At 42.9% G+C, this 18,375-nt stretch carries 15 protein-coding genes; 12 read left to right on the plus strand and 3 right to left on the minus strand.

Going from position 1 to position 18,375, the window contains the following annotated elements:
• Positions 1 to 37 precede the first annotated feature (37 nt).
• Positions 38 to 544: a DUF2062 domain-containing protein gene (locus SWP_RS10175; protein WP_020912381.1), complete on the minus strand. Its 507-nt coding sequence runs from the start codon at positions 542 to 544 to the stop codon at positions 38 to 40.
• Between the two features lie 44 nt (positions 545 to 588).
• Here SWP_RS10175 and SWP_RS10180 point away from each other — a divergent pair, with 44 nt between their 5' ends.
• From SWP_RS10180 to SWP_RS23450, 4 genes are read left to right on the plus strand one after another with little or no spacing between them, the layout of a single operon-like run.
• Entirely contained in the window at positions 589 to 2,934 is a 2,346-nt protein-coding gene (locus tag SWP_RS10180; RefSeq protein WP_020912382.1) for a DNA internalization-related competence protein ComEC/Rec2, read from the plus strand.
• Between the two features lie 33 nt (positions 2,935 to 2,967).
• Entirely contained in the window at positions 2,968 to 4,791 is a 1,824-nt protein-coding gene (gene msbA, locus SWP_RS10185; protein ID WP_020912383.1) for a lipid A export permease/ATP-binding protein MsbA, read from the plus strand.
• A complete protein-coding gene (gene lpxK / locus SWP_RS10190; RefSeq protein WP_020912384.1) occupies positions 4,792 to 5,790 on the plus strand; it encodes a tetraacyldisaccharide 4'-kinase in 999 nt (332 codons plus the stop codon).
• Positions 5,791 to 5,794: 4 nt separating this feature from the next.
• Complete coding sequence (locus SWP_RS23450) at positions 5,795 to 5,968, plus strand: Trm112 family protein (protein WP_020912385.1); 174 nt, start codon at positions 5,795 to 5,797, stop codon at positions 5,966 to 5,968.
• A 74-nt stretch (positions 5,969 to 6,042) separates the two neighbouring features.
• Here SWP_RS23450 and SWP_RS10195 read toward each other — a convergent pair whose 3' ends face one another.
• A complete protein-coding gene (locus tag SWP_RS10195) occupies positions 6,043 to 6,921 on the minus strand; it encodes an MBL fold metallo-hydrolase (RefSeq protein WP_052634169.1) in 879 nt (292 codons plus the stop codon).
• 592 nt (positions 6,922 to 7,513) lie between these two features.
• On the minus strand, positions 7,514 to 9,691 hold the full coding sequence (locus SWP_RS10200; protein WP_020912388.1) for a M3 family metallopeptidase: 2,178 nt from the start codon (positions 9,689 to 9,691) through the stop codon (positions 7,514 to 7,516).
• Between the two features lie 215 nt (positions 9,692 to 9,906).
• On the opposite strand from SWP_RS10200, the gene SWP_RS10205 reads away from it, so the two are divergent.
• The 8 genes from SWP_RS10205 (at position 9,907) to rnd (ending at position 18,357) form a co-directional block, all read left to right on the plus strand.
• A complete protein-coding gene (locus SWP_RS10205; RefSeq protein WP_020912389.1) occupies positions 9,907 to 11,403 on the plus strand; it encodes a dipeptidase in 1,497 nt (498 codons plus the stop codon).
• 253 nt (positions 11,404 to 11,656) lie between these two features.
• The gene (gene tsaB, locus SWP_RS10210; RefSeq protein WP_020912390.1) at positions 11,657 to 12,373 is read left to right on the plus strand and encodes a tRNA (adenosine(37)-N6)-threonylcarbamoyltransferase complex dimerization subunit type 1 TsaB; all 717 of its coding nucleotides are present in this window, start codon (positions 11,657 to 11,659) and stop codon (positions 12,371 to 12,373) included.
• A gap of 57 nt (positions 12,374 to 12,430) precedes the next feature.
• Complete coding sequence (locus SWP_RS10215; protein ID WP_020912391.1) at positions 12,431 to 12,739, plus strand: hypothetical protein; 309 nt, start codon at positions 12,431 to 12,433, stop codon at positions 12,737 to 12,739.
• Positions 12,732 to 13,460: a M50 family metallopeptidase gene (locus tag SWP_RS10220; RefSeq protein ID WP_020912392.1), complete on the plus strand. Its 729-nt coding sequence runs from the start codon at positions 12,732 to 12,734 to the stop codon at positions 13,458 to 13,460. The genes SWP_RS10215 and SWP_RS10220 overlap by 8 nt, the downstream gene beginning before the upstream one ends.
• Before the next feature lie 89 nt (positions 13,461 to 13,549).
• Positions 13,550 to 14,383 carry a class I SAM-dependent methyltransferase gene (locus tag SWP_RS10225; protein ID WP_020912393.1) on the plus strand — a complete coding sequence of 278 codons (834 nt, stop codon included), beginning with the start codon at positions 13,550 to 13,552 and terminating at the stop codon, positions 14,381 to 14,383.
• An 8-nt stretch (positions 14,384 to 14,391) separates the two neighbouring features.
• Positions 14,392 to 15,273, plus strand: a complete 882-nt coding sequence (locus tag SWP_RS10230; protein WP_020912394.1) for an alpha/beta hydrolase — start codon at positions 14,392 to 14,394, stop codon at positions 15,271 to 15,273.
• Between the two features lie 179 nt (positions 15,274 to 15,452).
• Positions 15,453 to 17,126 carry a long-chain-fatty-acid--CoA ligase FadD gene (gene fadD, locus SWP_RS10235; RefSeq protein ID WP_020912395.1) on the plus strand — a complete coding sequence of 558 codons (1,674 nt, stop codon included), beginning with the start codon at positions 15,453 to 15,455 and terminating at the stop codon, positions 17,124 to 17,126.
• Positions 17,127 to 17,247: 121 nt separating this feature from the next.
• The gene (rnd, locus tag SWP_RS10240) at positions 17,248 to 18,357 is read left to right on the plus strand and encodes a ribonuclease D (RefSeq protein WP_020912396.1); all 1,110 of its coding nucleotides are present in this window, start codon (positions 17,248 to 17,250) and stop codon (positions 18,355 to 18,357) included.
• Positions 18,358 to 18,375: the final 18 nt, after the last annotated feature.

The raw sequence follows: 18,375 nt of genomic DNA on the forward strand, positions 1-18,375 counted from the left end.
CTGCTTTTTTTATGACTGTATGTTTTGCCTAAGAATATTACTTGTTGCGGCTTTTCCACTTAAACAATACTGAATATTTCCATAAGGTTCTAATCATGAAGTATGAGGTAACGGCAAAAAGAGCCCCTAAGACTAGGCAACCAAGTAAAAATGATGGTCCAATGGTTTCAATTGAAGATTCAACCCACTGCCAGCTTGCTTCAAATGCAAACTCTTGGGGAGGATTGCCAAGAAGCTTCGCGCCAAGGATATAAGCAACGTAAAACATAAAAGGCATGGTTACAGGGTTTGTCACCCAAACGAGCGCAACAGCAAGTGGTAGGTTTACATTAAAAAGTATTGCGAGTGCTGCAGCTAATACCATTTGAAATGGCATCGGGATCCAAGCTACAAACAATCCTACAGCAAATGCACCAGGCGCTGAGCGCCGGTTTAATGCCCATAAATTGGGTTTTAGTAAAAGATCACCAAACATGCGCAGGTTCTTGTGATTGCGCAATGTTTCAGGCTTCGGCATAAATCTTTCTAATAATTTTTTTGGCATAACTTGAATTTGCTGTCTTAACTTACGTCACTATGAATGGATTCATGTGTGGCTTTTGTGCCACGATAATATCAGCAATGCTTTGGCCATCGCTCCCTCAACTTGCTACCTTGCCGTTGTTCATTATGTTGGCAATGGTTGTTATTCGGCACACCCCAGTATTGGCAGGTGGCCTAATTGCACTTAGCTGGATAACGACTTTTAATGCGTTATTAATGAGCTGGGATACAAGTGAATACGTTGACACTATAGTTGTTAAGGGCGAAATCATATCACTAGTTAACTCAAACGGCGACTGGATTAGTATGGATATTATGCTGATTGATTCAATTTTGCCCCACTCGTTAGCTCGAAAGCTTAGATTATCATGGTCAAAACCGCCAAAGGTTGAAGTCGGTCAACAGTGGCTGTTAACAATCAGGCCAAAACCAATCACTAGTTTATTGAATCAAGGCGGTTTTAATCAGCAGAAGTATCTGCTCAGTAAACATATTTTTGCTAAAGGAAAAGTGATTAATGGTCAATTAATATCTGAAAATAGTGATGTTAGGGCCGAACTGATTAAGCAACTCAAACCCGCTCTGAAACAATATCCTTCACAAGATTTAATGCTGGCGCTACTAGTTGGCGATAAAAGCTTGATGACAAATAATCGCTGGTTGCAGTTGAAAAACACAGGTACTGGTCACCTGTTTGCTATCTCAGGGTTACACCTTTCAGTAGCTTGTTTTTGGGGCTATATACTCTGTAAAACCATGCTGTTTCAGTTATTCGCCAATCAAGGTCGACGAAATGCTGTAATTGCAATGCTGGTGTGCGCTTTTACTGCGATTGCTTATGCTTATCTTGCGGGCTTTTCAGTTTCTACCCAGCGTGCACTCATAATGCTGCTTGCCTATTTGTCTTCATGGTTATTTACTCGGTTTTCAAGTAGTTGGGAAAGGCTGCTCTATGCGTTATTTATCGTGTTACTCATCGATCCATTAAGTCCGCTTAGTGCAAGCTTTTGGCTCTCCTTTATGGCGCTGGTCGTTATTCTTGTGACTATCTCGAGTTGCTTACCAACACCACTCATCAAGCATCCAAGCGAGGAGGTTCTAGAGGACATTGTCGCTCAAACAGCATTTACCTCAAGCTATCGTTTTTTACTGCGGGCTGTACAGCAGTGGTTCATACCGTTTTGGGCAATTCAGTGGAGGCTCGCGCTAATATTAGGGCTTTTACAGGCGAGCTTCTTTGCCGGAACTTCAATCATCAGCGTAGCGGTTAATTTACTGCTAGTACCTTGGTTTAGCTTTGTGGTGATCCCTTTGGCTTTGCTTTCTTTGATGCTGTTTATTATTGGGTTGGGAAGCGGTGTTGAAATTGATTTTACAAATATCTTTTGGCTAGCGAATCAGACGTTAGAGCCAGCTATCTTTTTACTTGATAACGCTAGCAAGGTTTCATTTGCTTGGCTGAATCTCTCCAATCAATGGATAGCCGTATTACTCAGTGCTATGGCTGGCTTATGGTTTTTTCGTCAATTTAGAAATATTTATTGGCGGATAACTTTTGGCGTGATGTTGCTGCCAATGATCATTTTGATTTTCCAAAAGTACGTTAATGAACAAAACCAGCAGTGGAAGGTTCATATGCTCGATGTTGGCCAGGGGATGTCTGTCGTCATAGAAAGTAATGGCAGAGCGATTGTTTACGATACCGGTGCAAGCTTCGGTGCCAGTTTTAGTTACGCTGAGCGGGTAGTCTTGCCTTTTTTAAGAGAGAAAGGGATTAGTCAAGTTGATTACTTAGTCATAAGCCATGCTGATAATGATCATGCTGGTGGAGTTGGTGTAGTCATGGCCGCATTTCCAAATACTCAGGTCATTTCAGATGACAGCGCTAAAGGTGCGATAGATTGCCGCCCTAAAGCGTTTATGTGGCAAGCAATAAAGCTTGAAATTGTCGCGCCGACATTTGTTACTGCAGGGAATAATGGCTCATGTGTCATAAGGCTTAGTAAAGCTGGGAATAGCATATTGCTGACCGGTGATATTGAAGCCGCTGCAGAGCTGGCATTGCTATCCGATAAAGCGATAGTCAGTCAGGTGATGAGTGCTCCTCATCATGGCAGCAAAACGTCCTCAAGTTTAGGCTTTATTAACGCAGTCGCACCTAAACTTGTTTTATTCCCTGCTGGCTTTAACAATCGTTATGGATTTCCCAAAGAGGACGTGGTTGCGCGTTATCATCGTTTAGGTATCGAAACATTAACGACAGGGGAGGACGGACAGTTAAGTGTGATATTTAAGCATGGAAGTGTTGATTATTATACATATCGCTCGGATTTTGCACCATTTTGGTATAACCAAGTGTTTAGGTTTGGTGAGAACGAAAATCCAGAGTAGAATAGTTTTTTTGCCAACATCTTAAGTCTCCCAATGACAACATCTCCTAAAAGTGAAGTGTGGACAGTTTTTAAGCGCCTACTGGGCTATTTAAAACCTCTTAAAGCTGTTTTATTTTTTGCCGTCGTTGGCTTAACGATGTACGCATTAGTCGATGCAACCTTTATTGCAGTAATAAAACCATTTATTGATGAAGGTTTTGGTGGACAGGCTAGCCAAATCCCAACAGGGGCTGGTGGGCTTACTAACTTAGATCTTGGCACCAGTGGTGGCTTTAATTCAGGCAGTGATGTACTGATGATGGCGCCTTTTGTGGTGATCGTGTTATTTAGCCTCAGGGGACTGGCAAACTTCTTATCGACCTACTGTATCTCTTACATGAGTGCACGGGTGATTATGGATCTGCGCCAAGAGGTGTTTGAACATTATCTAACACTACCCGTTAGCTACATTGATAGTGAGAATACGGGGAATTTAATCTCTCGTGTCACCTACGATACAGAACAAATTGCTCGCGCTTCGGGCAGCGCCCTAATTACCATTGTCCGCGACAGTATCACTGTTGTCGGCATGATTGCCATTATGTTTTACTTCTCATGGAAACTGTCGCTGGTAATATTTATTATTGGTCCAATTATCGGGGTAGTCATTACGGTTGTGAGTCGTCGATTCAGAAAGGTGTCTAAAAATATCCAAGCAGCAATGGGCGGCGTGACAGCTGCAACAGAGCAGATGATTAAAGGCCATAAGAATGTACTGTCTTTTGGCGGACAAGAAACAGAAGCGCAGCGCTTTGCTAAAGTTAATGACCAAAATCGCTACCAGACGATGAAACTCGCCACAGCGCAAGCGATTAGCCAACCTTTGGTGATGATTATTGGCTCATTTGCTATTGCCTTTATCTTATACGCTGCCAGTATCGATAGCATGAAAGCAGAGCTAACCGCCGGTACATTTGCCACGATTCTGGGGGCGATGTTGGCAATGTTACAACCGATTAAAAATTTAACCCGTGTTAATGCTGAATTCCAGCGTGGTATTGCTGCATGTACAACCGTATTTGAATTACTTGATACTAAACCTGAGAGTGATACCGGTACGTTAGATGTAGAAAGAGTCAAAGGTGAATTGGCGTTTAACAATGTTGATTTCAGCTATCCTGGACAGGAAAAACTGGCATTAAACGGTATTGATTTTACCGTAGAGCAGGGAAAAACATTGGCGCTAGTTGGGCGTTCAGGCTCAGGTAAGTCGACTATCGCAAGCTTAGTGACTCGGTTTTATACCGGTCTCAAGGCGGGCGAAATTACCCTTGATGGCAGTAATATTAATGACTACACGTTGGCATCACTGCGCAGCCAAGTTGCGCTAGTATCGCAGCAGGTCACGTTATTTAATGATTCAATCGCAAATAATATCGCCTATGCCTATCCAGGTGAAGCAACGAAGGAGCAGATAATCAACGCAGCCACTCTTGCTCACGCGATGGAGTTTATCGAGCCTATGCCTGAGGGCCTCGACACCCAAATTGGTGAAAATGGCGTTATGCTTTCTGGTGGCCAAAGACAACGTATTGCTATCGCAAGGGCGATATTACGTAATTCACCTGTATTAATTTTAGATGAAGCAACTTCTGCGCTTGATACTGAATCCGAAAAGGCGATTCAAGACGGTTTAGATAACCTTAGGCATAATCGTACATCAATCGTTATTGCTCATCGCCTATCAACAATTGAAAGTGCTGACCAAATTCTTGTTGTTGATCAGGGGGAAATAGTTGAGCGCGGTACGCATACATCGCTACTTGAAAAGCAAGGCATCTATTACAACCTATACCAAATGCAGTTTGGAAGCTAAATGCAATCTTGGGTTAACAAACTATGGTATGACGGGCATGTTCTGCGCTTTGCGCTTTGGCCATTGTCACTACTATTTGCAGCTATAACTTGGTTCAGAAGACAGCTCTATGCTGTTGGCCTAAAGCCGCAAGCCACTTTTCCTGTACCTGTCATAATTGTAGGTAATATTACTGTTGGTGGCAGCGGTAAAACACCCACTGTAATATACCTCATAGAATTACTGCGTAAGCACGGCTATAAGCCCGGTGTTATTAGTCGGGGTTATGGTGTACAAATTGACGGGGTACGTTCGGTTTACCCTAGTAATAATGCGAACCAAGTCGGCGATGAGCCTGCGATGATTGTGGCAAGAACGAATATACCAATGGTCGTCGGTGCGAAACGGATAGATGCCGCACAGCAGTTACTTAATGACTTTGATGTCGATATTATTATCAGTGATGATGGTCTACAACATTATGCACTTGCACGCGATATAGAGCTTATCATTCTTGATGGTGAGCGTCGTTTAGGCAATGGAATGTTGCTTCCAGCTGGACCATTGAGAGAAGGAGGTTGGCGAGCCGCTGCTGTCGATCATGTCATTGTTAATGGTGGCGAAGCTCAAAGTGGTGAACAACAAATGTTATTGCAGCCAACGTTATGGCACTCGGTAAATGGCAAACAGAGCCCTGACACCGCACCAGAACCTGAACAGGATGTGGTGGCTATGGCCGGAATTGGTAACCCTTCTCGGTTTTTTGATACGTTAGCGGATATGGGCTACCGGCTCGATAAGGTGCAGGCATTTGATGACCATAGTGCTTATAGCGAAGCAACATTGACAGCACTTGCAGGTGAACTTCCTTTGCTAATGACAGAGAAAGATGCGGTGAAATGTCGCGAATTTGCAAAAGATAACTGGTGGTATCTCGCAGTTGATGCGAAGCTACCTCATTCATTTGATCAACAACTTTTGACCCGTGTTAAACAAGTGGTCGAAGAGAAACAAAGGTAATAGCATGGCATTTGATAAAAAACTACTCGATATTGTTGCGTGTCCAGTGTGTAAAGGAAAGCTTGAGTATAATAAACAAGATAATCAACTTATTTGTAAGTTCGATAAAATTGCTTACCCGATCAATGATGGCATCCCAGTTTTACTTGAGAACAAAGCAGAGCCATTAGCAGAGTAATCATTGTAGATTCTGAATAAAAAAGCGCCTTTCGGCGCTTTTTTATTGCTAGTTTACAAAATCCATATTGCGGGCTATAGCCCGCTATATAACGTATCTATCCACTTATCTTCAGATATGAAGCTCCAGCTCCAGCCTTTAAAATTTTCAGGCATACCTTTTTTCTTGATATCCTCTAAAGTAATACCCGCTTCCTTTTGATCTCTCATCCAGTTAATCGACGCATCTAACATGTGCTTAAAGCGAGCTAAATCACTTTTATTAGCTAAATCGCCGTGACCTGGAATGACGATTGTCTTATCTGTCATATCATGTAAAGCGTTAGCGACGTTATCTCGATAACCTTCCACGTCCCCACCAGCTTTTAGATCGATATAAGGAAATTTATCTTTGAAGAACAGGTCGCCCATATGCACTATGTTGGCCTTACTCCATATAACAACGCTGTCGCCATCAGTATGACCTGGACCCATATGGCGCACTTTTAACGCATCGCCATTAAAATGCACGGTAATGCCATGATCATAGGTGATAACTGGCAACGCTTCAGGCGTGGTTTGTTTATCTGATGCTAGGCGTTTAAGCACATTATGGTGGGCCATAATCGTACCAGCGCTGCCAAAGTGGGCATTACCACCTGTATGATCACCATGATAATGAGTATTGATAATGAACTTTGGGCTACCTGCTTGGATCTCATTTAACGCCGCTGATATTTTATCGGCGAGTGGAGCAAATTGGTCATCAATCATCAACAAACCATCGTTACCGACTGAAACACCAATATTGCCGCCTGCACCAATAAACATGTAAACACTGTCGCTTAGCTTGATTGGTTTAATCTGTACATCTTTAAATCTATTATTGGCTGTCGCACTATTGGTGGTTAGTGCAACAGCAAGTAAGGCGCTGTAACTTAGCATTTTGGCTACGCGTTTCAGTGATAAGTTCATAATGTGGACCTTAAATGATTGAATTAACTTTTTAAGCAAATAAGATTAATGTTACAGAGTTGTTGTGTGGAATGCATTAATACCAATCAGAATAAATATTTGGCCTCTCAGCGAGAGTTTAGCGACTCTGAGGCAAGGTCATTAAATGCTTCTCGGTAACTGCTACTGCGTGACTCTCCCTTCTATATCCATATAGTCGTGCATTAATGACACTCACCACATCTAACCATCCAGGGATGGAGGGAATGTCTTAAGCATGTCAGGAATATGCTAGGCCATCTGGTTTGCAACGAGTGAAGGCATAGTTGTGCTACGATTAAGCTCGTTAACACAGCATCAGAAGCTCTAAATCTCGCCATTCTGGAGCGTTTTTGGCTGCCTATTTCAGTGTTGAACAACTTCACAAGGGAACAACCATTCTTTCAGTTATTCGCCTTGAATTAGTTAGCCAAAAACAGCTCTGAGTTGATCAAATTCTTATATTGATCGGTATTACTATAAAAAAACCGAATACTTTTGCAAGTATTCGGTTTGCGGACTTGTTCAGCTTTAGCTAATTGGTTGGTGTTCCAGCCAAATTTAACTTCGCCAATTATTTAGCTAGCAAGCCACGGCTGCGAAGCAATGGGTCGATTCCCGCTTCTTTACCACGGAACTGTTTATACAGTTTCATCGGATCTTCACTGCCGCCCTGAGAAAGGACGTTATCTCTAAAGGCATCAGCAGTCGCTTTATCAAAAATACCATTTTCTTTGAACGCTTCAAAAGCATCAGCACCTAAGATATCTGACCAAAGGTAGCTATAGTAACCTGCAGAATAGCCGCCAGAGAAAATGTGCGAGAAGTAAGTGCTGCGGTAACGTGGGGCAATCTCACCGATCAATCCCATTTTGTTAAGCGATTCTGCTTCAAACTTAGCGGCATCTTTTGGCATGAAGTCAGTCACTGTATGCCAATCTAAATCAAGCTTAGTAGCTGCCATATATTCTACAGTTGCGAAGCCTTGGTTAAACTTGCTTGCAGCTTGGATTTTCTTTACTAGCTCTTGTGGGATCACTTCGCCTGTTTTGTAATGCTTAGCAAACTGAGCCAACACTTCTGGTTGTGTCATCCAGTTTTCCATCACTTGTGATGGGAACTCAACGTAGTCGCGTGGTACTGAAGTGCCTGCTTGAGAGCGGTACTCAACATCAGACAACATACCATGTAGCGCATGACCAAATTCGTGGAATAGGGTGCTAGCTTCATCAAATGTTAATAGTGCAGGCTCGTTGCCTACTGGGCGAGGGTAGTTCAGAACGTTTACAATGATTGGCTTAGACTCAACACCGTTCATGTTGTACTGCTGACGGTACGAGTTCATCCAAGCACCACCACGTTTGCTATCGCGCACGTAATAGTCACCCATAAAGATTGCCATTAACTCGCCATCTTTGTCGTAGACTTCCCATGTACGCACTTCATCGTTGTACTTAGGTAGGTCAGTACGCTCTTTCACTGTAATGCCAAATAAGCGATTGGCTGTATAGAATACGCCTTTAAGGGTGTTTTCTAATGAGAAGTAAGGGCGTGTTTGCTGCTCATTGAAGCTGTACTTAGCAACCCGGATCTTGTCTGAGTAGTACCACCAATCCCAGCCTGCCAGCTTAAAATCACCGCCTTCGGCATCGATTAACGCTTGCATATCGGCAACTTCAGCTTCAGCTTGTGCCAACGCTGCAGGCCATACCTTGTTCAGTAAGCCGTATACGTTTTCAGGCGTTTGTGCTGTGCGCTCTTCAAGTACAAAGTGAGCGTGCGTTTTGTAACCCATTAGCTGTGCACGTTCTGCACGTAATGCCGCCATTTTCGCAAGGATTTTTTTATTATCGTGTGCGTTGTTATTGTTACCGCGCTCAACATAACCTTTATAGATTTTTTCGCGCAGTTCTCGGCTATCGGCATAAGTTAAAAATGGCGTGATTGAAGGGCGTGAAGTGGTAAACACCCATTTACCTTCATGGCCACGTTTTGTCGCCGTTTGCGCTGCAACACTGATCACATCTTCTGGCAAGCCTGCTAAATCGGCTTTAGTGTCGATAACCAATTCGAATGCATTGGTTTCAGCCAGTAGGTTGTCACCAAACTCTAGGCTTAGTTTTCCGATTTGCTCGTTGAGTGCGCGCAGTTTGGTTTTGTCTGCATCGCTTAAGTTCGCACCGCCACGAGTGAAAGATTTATAGGTATCTTGCAATAGTTTTGCTTGAGCAACATTTAAGTTAAGTGAGTCACGTTGGTCGTAGACAGCTTTTACTTTTTGAAATAGTGCGTCGTTTAGCAATACGTCATCACCAGCAGCAGAAAGCATTGGTGACACTTCTTTCGAGATAGCTTGAAGCTGCTCGTTAGTATCTGCGCCTGTTAAGTTATAGAAAACGCTAGCAACTTTAGTGGTTAGCTCACCTGAGAACTCCATCGCTTCAATAGTGTTTGCAAATGTTGGCGCATCAGGGTTATCGATTATTGCTTGAATTTCGGCTTCATGCTGCGCAATACCGGCTTTAAAAGCGGGCAGGTAGTGTTCAGGCTTTATTTTAGAAAAATCTGGGATGCCAAAATAGGTATCATATGGCTTAAAGAAAGGGTTACCCGCATTATTCTCAATAATTTGCTGAGCAACGACATTTGGTGCTGTTTGGCTATCGGTTGTGTTATTTGCGCTGCTACATGCGCCTAAAGAAAGAGTAATTGCAATTGCTGCAACTAAAGGCTTGAGGGTTGATCCCTTCATATTTTAAATCCCCGAATTATTACTTGTTTTAATTATCATCAATATCTTTGCATTGACGTTAACGTCATTAAATATCACGGTTGGCAGTGATAAATCTATTAAAAAAACGTATTGTTTGTAACAAATGTTTCGAATGGCCATTTTTTATAACTTAACAGGTTAAAGTTGTGGCAAACTGGGCTCGTTTTTTACAAATAATAATAAAATGGGTAACCATGAAACGTCTAACCCTGTTGTTTATCGGTCTATTTTCTCTTCCTTGTATTGCTATTGGAACCCAGTCTGACGAAGTCGCACATTATGCTGTTGAGCATTACGCTGATGAGATGGTTGCTAGTCTTGCGACATTAGTGCAGTTCAATACTGTAGCCGTTGATGGGCAAACGCCGGACAGCAACCCAGAGTTCATAGGATTTAAGCGTGAGCTTAGAAGTTTGAGCGACAAACTAGGCTTAGATTATGTCGACCATGGGTACGTGATATTAATTGGACTTGGGCAACAAGATGACAAAGTGGGTGTCATCACCCATGGAGATGTGCAACCAGCCAACCCAGCACTATGGCAACAGAGTCCTTATCAATTAGATATGACATCCCAGCCTGGAAAGCTTATCGGTCGCGGCACCGAAGATGATAAAGGTCCCATCGTAACAGCCATGTATGCGATGAAATCGATTAAAGATTCGCAGATAAAGTTAAATAAGCGAATAGAGCTGATGGTTTACATGGCGGAGGAGTCCAACTGGGAGCCGCTTAAAGCTTTTTTGAAGACATACACTCCAGCCAATATCAACATTACAATCGATGCTGAATATCCAGTAGTGACCGCTGAGAAGGGGTGGAGCAAAATCGAATTTGTGATCCCAAGTGTTGATGTTGAAGCTGCTAATAAGGGGGCTGCTACTCTTAAGCGCTTCTCAGGTGGCTATTTTGGTAGCCAAGTGCCTCAACAAGCTCAAGCAGAAATTAGTTTTGCAGATAAGGGGTTAATTCAGCAGTTAAAGGTAGCAAGTAAAACACAGTCAGGAATGACATATCGTTTTGAGCAAAATGGCTCGACAGTTGTTATTTATGCTGATGGAAAAGCGGCCCATTCTTCAACACCTGAGGACGGTGTTAATGCGGTGACTCATCTGGCGCAGCTGCTTGCTATCCATCAGTGGCCGAAAAATACCGCATCACTCACACAACAATTTATCCATGAAATGATTGGAATGGGGATTTATGCAGAGAAATTTGGTGATATCGCTTATAAAGATGATTTTATGGGGCCGATGAGCTTAGCGCCTACAATCGTTAAAGCGGGTAAGCAGGGCACACAAGTCATGATTAATCTACGTCGTCCGATAGGCAAGACGCCAGAACGACTAGACAGCCAAACTTATGAAGCTCTGGAGCGTTGGCAGGAAAAGCATCAAGTTAGATTAGCAAAGATTGAAACCTACTGGGGAAAACCTATGGTGATGCAAGATGCGCCGCATCTTAATACGCTGCTCGATGTTTACTCTCATTTTACTGGTGTTAAAAATCCCCAACCAGTTGCAATTGGTGGTTCAACAAACAGCAAACTATTTCCTAACGCATTGAGTTTTGGTCCCGCTATGCCTGGTGTTGAGTATACTGGGCATACCGAGAATGAATTTATCACCTATGAGCAGTTTATGCTCAACCTGAAAATGTACAGCGCTGCTTTTATTGAGTTAGCTAAGTAACAGGCACTCTAGCGACAAAAATAGGGTTGTTTTTTGGCTTAAGCTAGATTGCAGTCGCTGGCAGTAAAACTATTTTGCAGTTCTACTTAAAGCCTGCGGGGGAGTTAGGTATAATCCCCGCTCTTTATCGTTAACTAAGCTGCATTTGATATGTTTAACACTGAATATATCGACAGCTAGTAATAGCTACATACGTGAGAGCTTACATGACAGCTTTCGTGTTGTGCCTGAATTTGAGTTTGGTAAGTAATAGATGACAAAACAGTCCATAGAAGCAACTTCGCTGAGCATACTTGCTCTAGATACATGTACGGAGTCTTGCTCTGCTGCGTTAACCCATAATCGTCAAGCGTATTGCGAGCAAGCAGATGCACCGCGTGAGCACAGCCAAAGGTTATTGCCAATGGTCAAGTCGGTGTTATCTCAAGCTGATATCAAGTTGAGTGATGTTGACTTAATCGCTTATGGTCGCGGCCCTGGTAGTTTCACTGGCATCAGGATCTGTACTAGTATCACCCAAGGCTTAGCATTGGGACAATCACTTCCTGTCATCGGCATCTCAACCCTTGCTACCATGGCACAAGCTGCTATTGAAGCTGGAGCTCAACAGGTTTTAGCTGCTATTGATGCACGTATGGGAGAAGTTTATTGGGGGCAATTTATTGCTGTTGATGGCATTGCCACATTAGTGAACGAAGAGGTTGTTAGCGCACCAGATTCGATAGTGTTAAGCTTGGATGAAACGCAAACGATAACCGCCTGTGGTACTGGTTTTGATGCCTATCCACAGATATTGGAAATGGCTGGTGGCCTTCCAGTATGTGAGCTTGCTAAATTTCCAGATGCTAAATACATGGCGATATTAGCGCAACAAGGACATTTAAATGGCTTGAGCACCAGTGTTGACGAGCTTAAGCCTGTCTATTTGCGTGATACCGTGACCTGGAAAAAGTTACCAGGAAAAGAATGATCTGAGCTTATGCCGATTACGCATGAGACAGTGACTTAATAAGTTAAGGACGATTGGATGCAAATTAATTCAAATCAACTTACCGCTTCCAAAATCGAAGTCAATAAGTCGATAGGAACTAATCAGACGAGCGCTGTGTTGGTGGATGCCGCCGATCCAGTATTGCCGATCCAAGCGCAACAATCCTATCAATTTAACGACTATAACGAAGATGCGGCAACGCTTAAATCTAGGCTCGGTGCCCATATAGAGTATGAAAATGAAACGCGAGGCCAGAGGGGCGCTGTTGCTGAATATCTCAGCACTCAACATGCTGCAAAGCGTGAAGAGATCCAACAGATGGTAGGCATTGATACCTATGCCTAGCAATTTGGAGCGCACGCTCGCTAGCGACACAAATCCGACTAAGACAGCAACTTCATCTGGTACACCTAGCAGAGGCAGATTTTTTCTCGAATTATTAGTGGCTTTTTTAGTCACTAAACTACCGTTTGTGAGTGTACCATTCAAATGGCTTGAGAGCTATTTTCATGAGCTATCACATGGTTTGGCGACACTTTTTACCGGTGGAGCGGTTAGTCATATTCAGCTGTTTCCTAATGGGGCCGGACTCTGTTTTAGTCAAGGCGGATGGCCATTAGCTATTGGCTTTGCTGGTTATTTCGGCGCGGCACTGTGGGGCTACCTAATTTTTACATTTGCGACCTGGCCGAAAGGGATCCGTTTTAGCTTTGGTCTGTTAGGCGCGGGGGTCACCCTAACGACTTTGCTTTGGGCGAGAGACTTACTGACTATTTCGATTCTTGTGTCGCTCGCACTGCTATTTTTAATGCCGTTAAAGCTTAATCTTAATCGATATTTAGCCACCAGTTTACGCATTATGGGCTTAATGGTTATTCTAAATGCATTGGCAAGTCCTACTGTATTATTTGGCCTTCAAGGGCAGGGTGATGCCAATATGCTTGCACAGCAGAGTTGGATCCCTGCTTGGTTCTGGGTGCTTGTTTGGCTGGCAACGAGTGCATTTATGCTATTTCTATGTTGGCGTCGAGTTGACCGGCAAGCAGAAAAACGCCAGCTTAAATAATATAACAAAGTGTAAATCTCTGTTTCTTAGGCTTGGATTTTAACCTATTGACTGTTAGGTTGATGCCAGCCTTTATATGGAGATATCGAATGAAAATGAACACCCTAGCCGCCAGCCTTATTCTTACTGGCGCGTTTGGCCTATCAACACTAAGTGCTACTGCAAATGCACATGTCCACGAAAATGCTGCGCTAGATAACGCTGTAACGAGTGATTTTCGCCAAACTCAAAATTCAGCCCGTGATAAATACCGACACCCCAAAGAGACCATTGAATTTTTCGATGTACAGCCAACTGATACGGTTATCGAGTTATGGCCTGGTGGAGGTTGGTATGCCGAAATATTAGCGCCGTATCTTGCTAATAAGGGCCATTATATCGGTGGTAACTTTAATGCTAACCCCGATGATGAAAAGCAGCGCAATGGCTACAGGGCCAAGGCGGGCAAAAAATTTGAAAAGTGGATTGCGGATAATCAAGCTAAATTGGGTAACGCTTCTACCGTCACTTTCGATCCACCTAGCTTTTACGCGATGGGCGACGATAACAGTGCTGACGTCGTACTGACTTTCAGAAATCTCCATAACTGGGCAATGAAAGGTTATTTAGAACCTGTATTTGATTCCGCTTATAAAGTGCTTAAATCTGGTGGTACATTTGGTATCGTGGAACATCGAGCTAATCCTGGTATGGACCCCAAAACTGGTTACATGGATCAAGCACAGATGATAAAGCTGGCTGAAAAAGCGGGCTTTACCTTTGTTGAAAGCTCAGAGATTAATGCAAATGCCAAAGATACTAAAGATTACCCTAAAGGTGTTTGGACTTTGCCACCGCGTTTAGCGCTTGATGATCAAGACAAAGAAAAGTATCTCGCAATTGGTGAAAGCGATAGAATGACGCTGAAATTTATCAAAAAATAATAGGCAATATGGACAAGTCCTGTGAGCAAGCAAAAGAGATAACGATTCAATTACCCCATATCCAATTAGCTGCAAAACTATGGGGTTCTCAGGACAAACCATTAATATTGGCGTTGCATGGTTGGTTAGACAACGCCAATAGTTTTCTACCTTTAAGTCAGTATTTAACTGACTATCAAATTATGGCAATTGACTGGCCCGGTCATGGTTTATCTGAGCATCGTCCAGGCAAATATCCACTGCACTGGATTGATTACCTCTATGACTTGGATGCGCTGTTAACAGCGCTGCCTACACATCAACAGCCTACAGCCATATTAGGTCACTCTTTAGGAGGTATTATTGCATCTGCTTATACGGCTGCATTCCCTGAAAGGGTAACGACCTTGATTTTAATCGAGGCTTTGTCGCCTCTTTATGAAAAGGAGAGCAAAGTGAGGCAACGTCTTAACAACAGCTTTAAGTCTCACCGACGTTATCTGCAAGTTGAGGCTAAAAGCAACAATGTTTATCGAGATATTTCCGTCGCTGTCAATGCTCGTCATAAACTTACTGCGTTAGATGTGGCATGGTGCGAAATTCTAACTCAACGCAATATGAAAAAACTCGATTCTGGAGTAAGCTGGCGCAGTGATCCCCGCTTGAAATTAGATTCCCCATTGAGACTTGCTTATTCCCAAGTTGATGCGTTAATGCAGGCCCATGAGGTCGACACATTGTTGATTCTGGGTAGCCAAGGATTCTCTCAACTTAGCAGTGCAATTCCAATCGCACAATGTTGGTTTAATCAGCTTGAAGTCGAGGAAGTTGAGGGAGATCATCATCTTCACATGGGTAGTGCGAAAGCGGTTTCATTTTCGATAGATAGATTCCTTAAAGCCAAAGGCTGAAAAAGGGGCTAGGTTTTTCGTTACATATATGTGATGATAATCAAAATTTAAACGCTTGTATGATTTATTGGCGTTTCTTATAAATATAAAGATTTGACAGTGTTTAGCTTGTTTATTGGCAAGCTGCAAACGACCGTTGAGGTATTGTTTCCCTTAGGTGGAAATATTAGGAGATTTTTGTGGATCAACTTTGGATTAATAACCTGCCAGACGATGTGCCTTCTGAAATAAATGTAGAGCAATATGCTTCGTTAGTGGATCTATTTGAAACATCGGTTTCTAAATATGCTGATCAACCTGCATTTGTGAATATGGGAGCAACGTTAACCTATCGCAAACTAGAAGAGCGAAGCCGTGCATTTGCTGCATACTTGCAAAATGAGTTGAAGCTGAATAAAGGCGACCGTGTTGCCATTATGATGCCAAATTTATTGCAATATCCAATTGCACTGTTTGGTATATTGCGCGCAGGCATGGTTGTGGTTAATGTTAATCCGCTATACACACCCAGAGAGCTTAAGCACCAATTGACAGACTCTGGTGCCAAAGCGATTGTGGTAGTGTCTAATTTTGCCCACACATTAGATAAAGTCGTGGCAGAGACCCCTGTTGAAAGCGTTATTTTAACCGGCTTGGGTGACTTATTAAGCGCCCCTAAACGCACAGTAGTTAACTTTGTCGTTAAATATATCAAAAAGATGGTGCCTAAATACCATCTTCCACAAGCTATTTCGATGCGGAAGGCGTTATCGAAAGGGCGACGTATGCAATATGTTAAACCCGTCGTCAAAAAAGATGATTTAGCTTTCTTACAGTACACAGGTGGTACAACAGGTGTATCGAAAGGGGCTATGCTTAGTCACGGCAACGTGGTGAGTAATTTACTGCAAGCTGATGCCGCCTATGGCTCGCTGCTGATCAACGGTAAAGAGTTTGTTGTGACCGCACTGCCGCTATATCATATTTTTGCCTTGACGGTTAACTGTTTGTTGTTCTTGCATAAAGGCGCCAACAACCTGCTTATAACGAACCCAAGAGATCTACCTGCATTTATTAGTGAGCTAGAAAAGCATCCATTTACTGCATTAACTGGTGTCAACACCTTATTTAATGCATTAGTTAACTCTGAAGAGTTTACTAAGCTAGATTTCACTGATCTTAAACTGTCTATTGGTGGCGGAATGGCCGTGCAACGTGCAGTAGCTGATAAATGGCAAGGGATCACTAAAACGCGTTTATTAGAGGGCTATGGTCTTACCGAAGCATCACCACTAGTAACATGCTGCCCTTATAATTTAGAGGGTTATAATGGATCGATCGGATTCCCTGTTGCCAATACGGATATTCAAGTCAGAGATGAAGAGGGTAAGGTGCTTGCTCAAGGTGAGACTGGAGAGCTATTTGCTAAAGGTCCACAGGTGATGGTGGGTTACTGGAATCGACCGGAAGAAACCGCAAATGTTATCGATAAAAACGGTTACTTAGCGACAGGCGATATTGGTTACATGGATGATAAGGGTTATTTCTTTATTGTTGATCGTAAGAAAGACATGATTTTGGTTTCCGGCTTCAACGTTTTCCCGAACGAAGTTGAAGAGGTTGTAGCATTGCATCCAAAAGTTATCGAAGTGGCGGCCGTTGGTGTGCCTCATGAGGTTTCGGGTGAGCTGGTCAAAGTATTTGTGGTAGCAAATGATAAATCTTTAACCAAAGAGGATATTATCAAGCACTGCCGTGAACATTTGACGGGATATAAAATCCCTAAGCTGGTAGAATTTAGAGATGAACTGCCAAAAACGAACGTAGGTAAAATTCTACGCCGTGAATTGAGAGATGAAGCTAAGAGCGATTAACTGCGATTAGTTCTTTCATAGAAGAGTGGTAGTTGCCACTTTTTATAGACTAAAGCCGGCGTATGCCGGTTTTTGCATTATTTGGTCGAGTTAAGCTTATTTCAGGATTTTGGAGAAGACTTTGTTAGCGTTTCAATATATTGACGATGATACCAGTTTAGCGGCGCTAGTAGCGCAATACCGTGAAGCCAAATTACTGGTGATTGACACTGAATTTGTCAGAACTCGTACTTATTACGCTCGCCTAGGGCTTATTCAAGCTTACGACGGTAAAACCCTCGCGCTGATCGATCCACTCGCAGTGACCAATCTAAGCTTATTTTGGGCTTTATTAACCGATAGCAGCATCATTAAGCTACTCCATTCATGCAGTGAAGACTTAGAAGTTTTTGCAAAGAATGGAGCTTGTCAGCCCAATAAACTGTTTGATAGCCAAATTGCCGCAGGCCTTTGTGGCATGGGCTACGGGCTAGGTTATGCAAAGTTAGTTGAACAAACTCTGGATATAACGCTGGATAAGGGCGAGTCTCGCACCGACTGGCTGAAACGACCACTGAGCGAAGCGCAGTTAAATTACGCCGCAAACGATGTTTACTATCTGTACGAGCTATACCCTCAACTGGTTGACAAGCTTGAGTCACAGGGAAGGTTAGATTGGGTTTATGAAGACGGTGAGAGGATGACACAAGGTCGTCTAGATGCGCCGGATCCAGAAGTTGCTTATCTAAAGGTCAAAAATGCTTTCCAGTTATTGCCGCGACAGTTAGCGGTGTTAAAAGCGTTAGCTAAATGGCGCCTTAAACGTGCGCTAATAAAAGATTTAGCTCTTGGATTTGTCGTCAAAGATCATGCTTTGATTGCACTTGCGAAGAAGATGCCGAAAAACAGTAATGATCTGTATAAACTTACGGAGCTTACCGAGCAAGAGAAGCGTATTCACGGCAAAGAGCTTGTTAAAATAATCGCTAATGTCAGTTTTGAAGAGCTACCAAAACCATTGGATGTGCTGGCGCTTAAAACAGGCTATAAGGCGGCTTTCAAAAGCATTAAACAGTGTATTGCAGAGCAAGCTGAAGCGCAGAATGTACCGATTGAACTGTTAGGTTCAAAAAAACTAATCCATGAATATCTACAATGGGTATGGGACGGTAAAACCGGAGAGATACCTTTAATACTCAATGGTTGGCGTAAAGGTATTGTCAGTGAGGCGCTTAATGAGCTTAAGCTTTAAGAGCTAAGAATCATTAGT

It is taken from the genome of Shewanella piezotolerans WP3, from assembly GCF_000014885.1.
GTDB lineage: Bacteria > Pseudomonadota > Gammaproteobacteria > Enterobacterales > Shewanellaceae > Shewanella > Shewanella piezotolerans.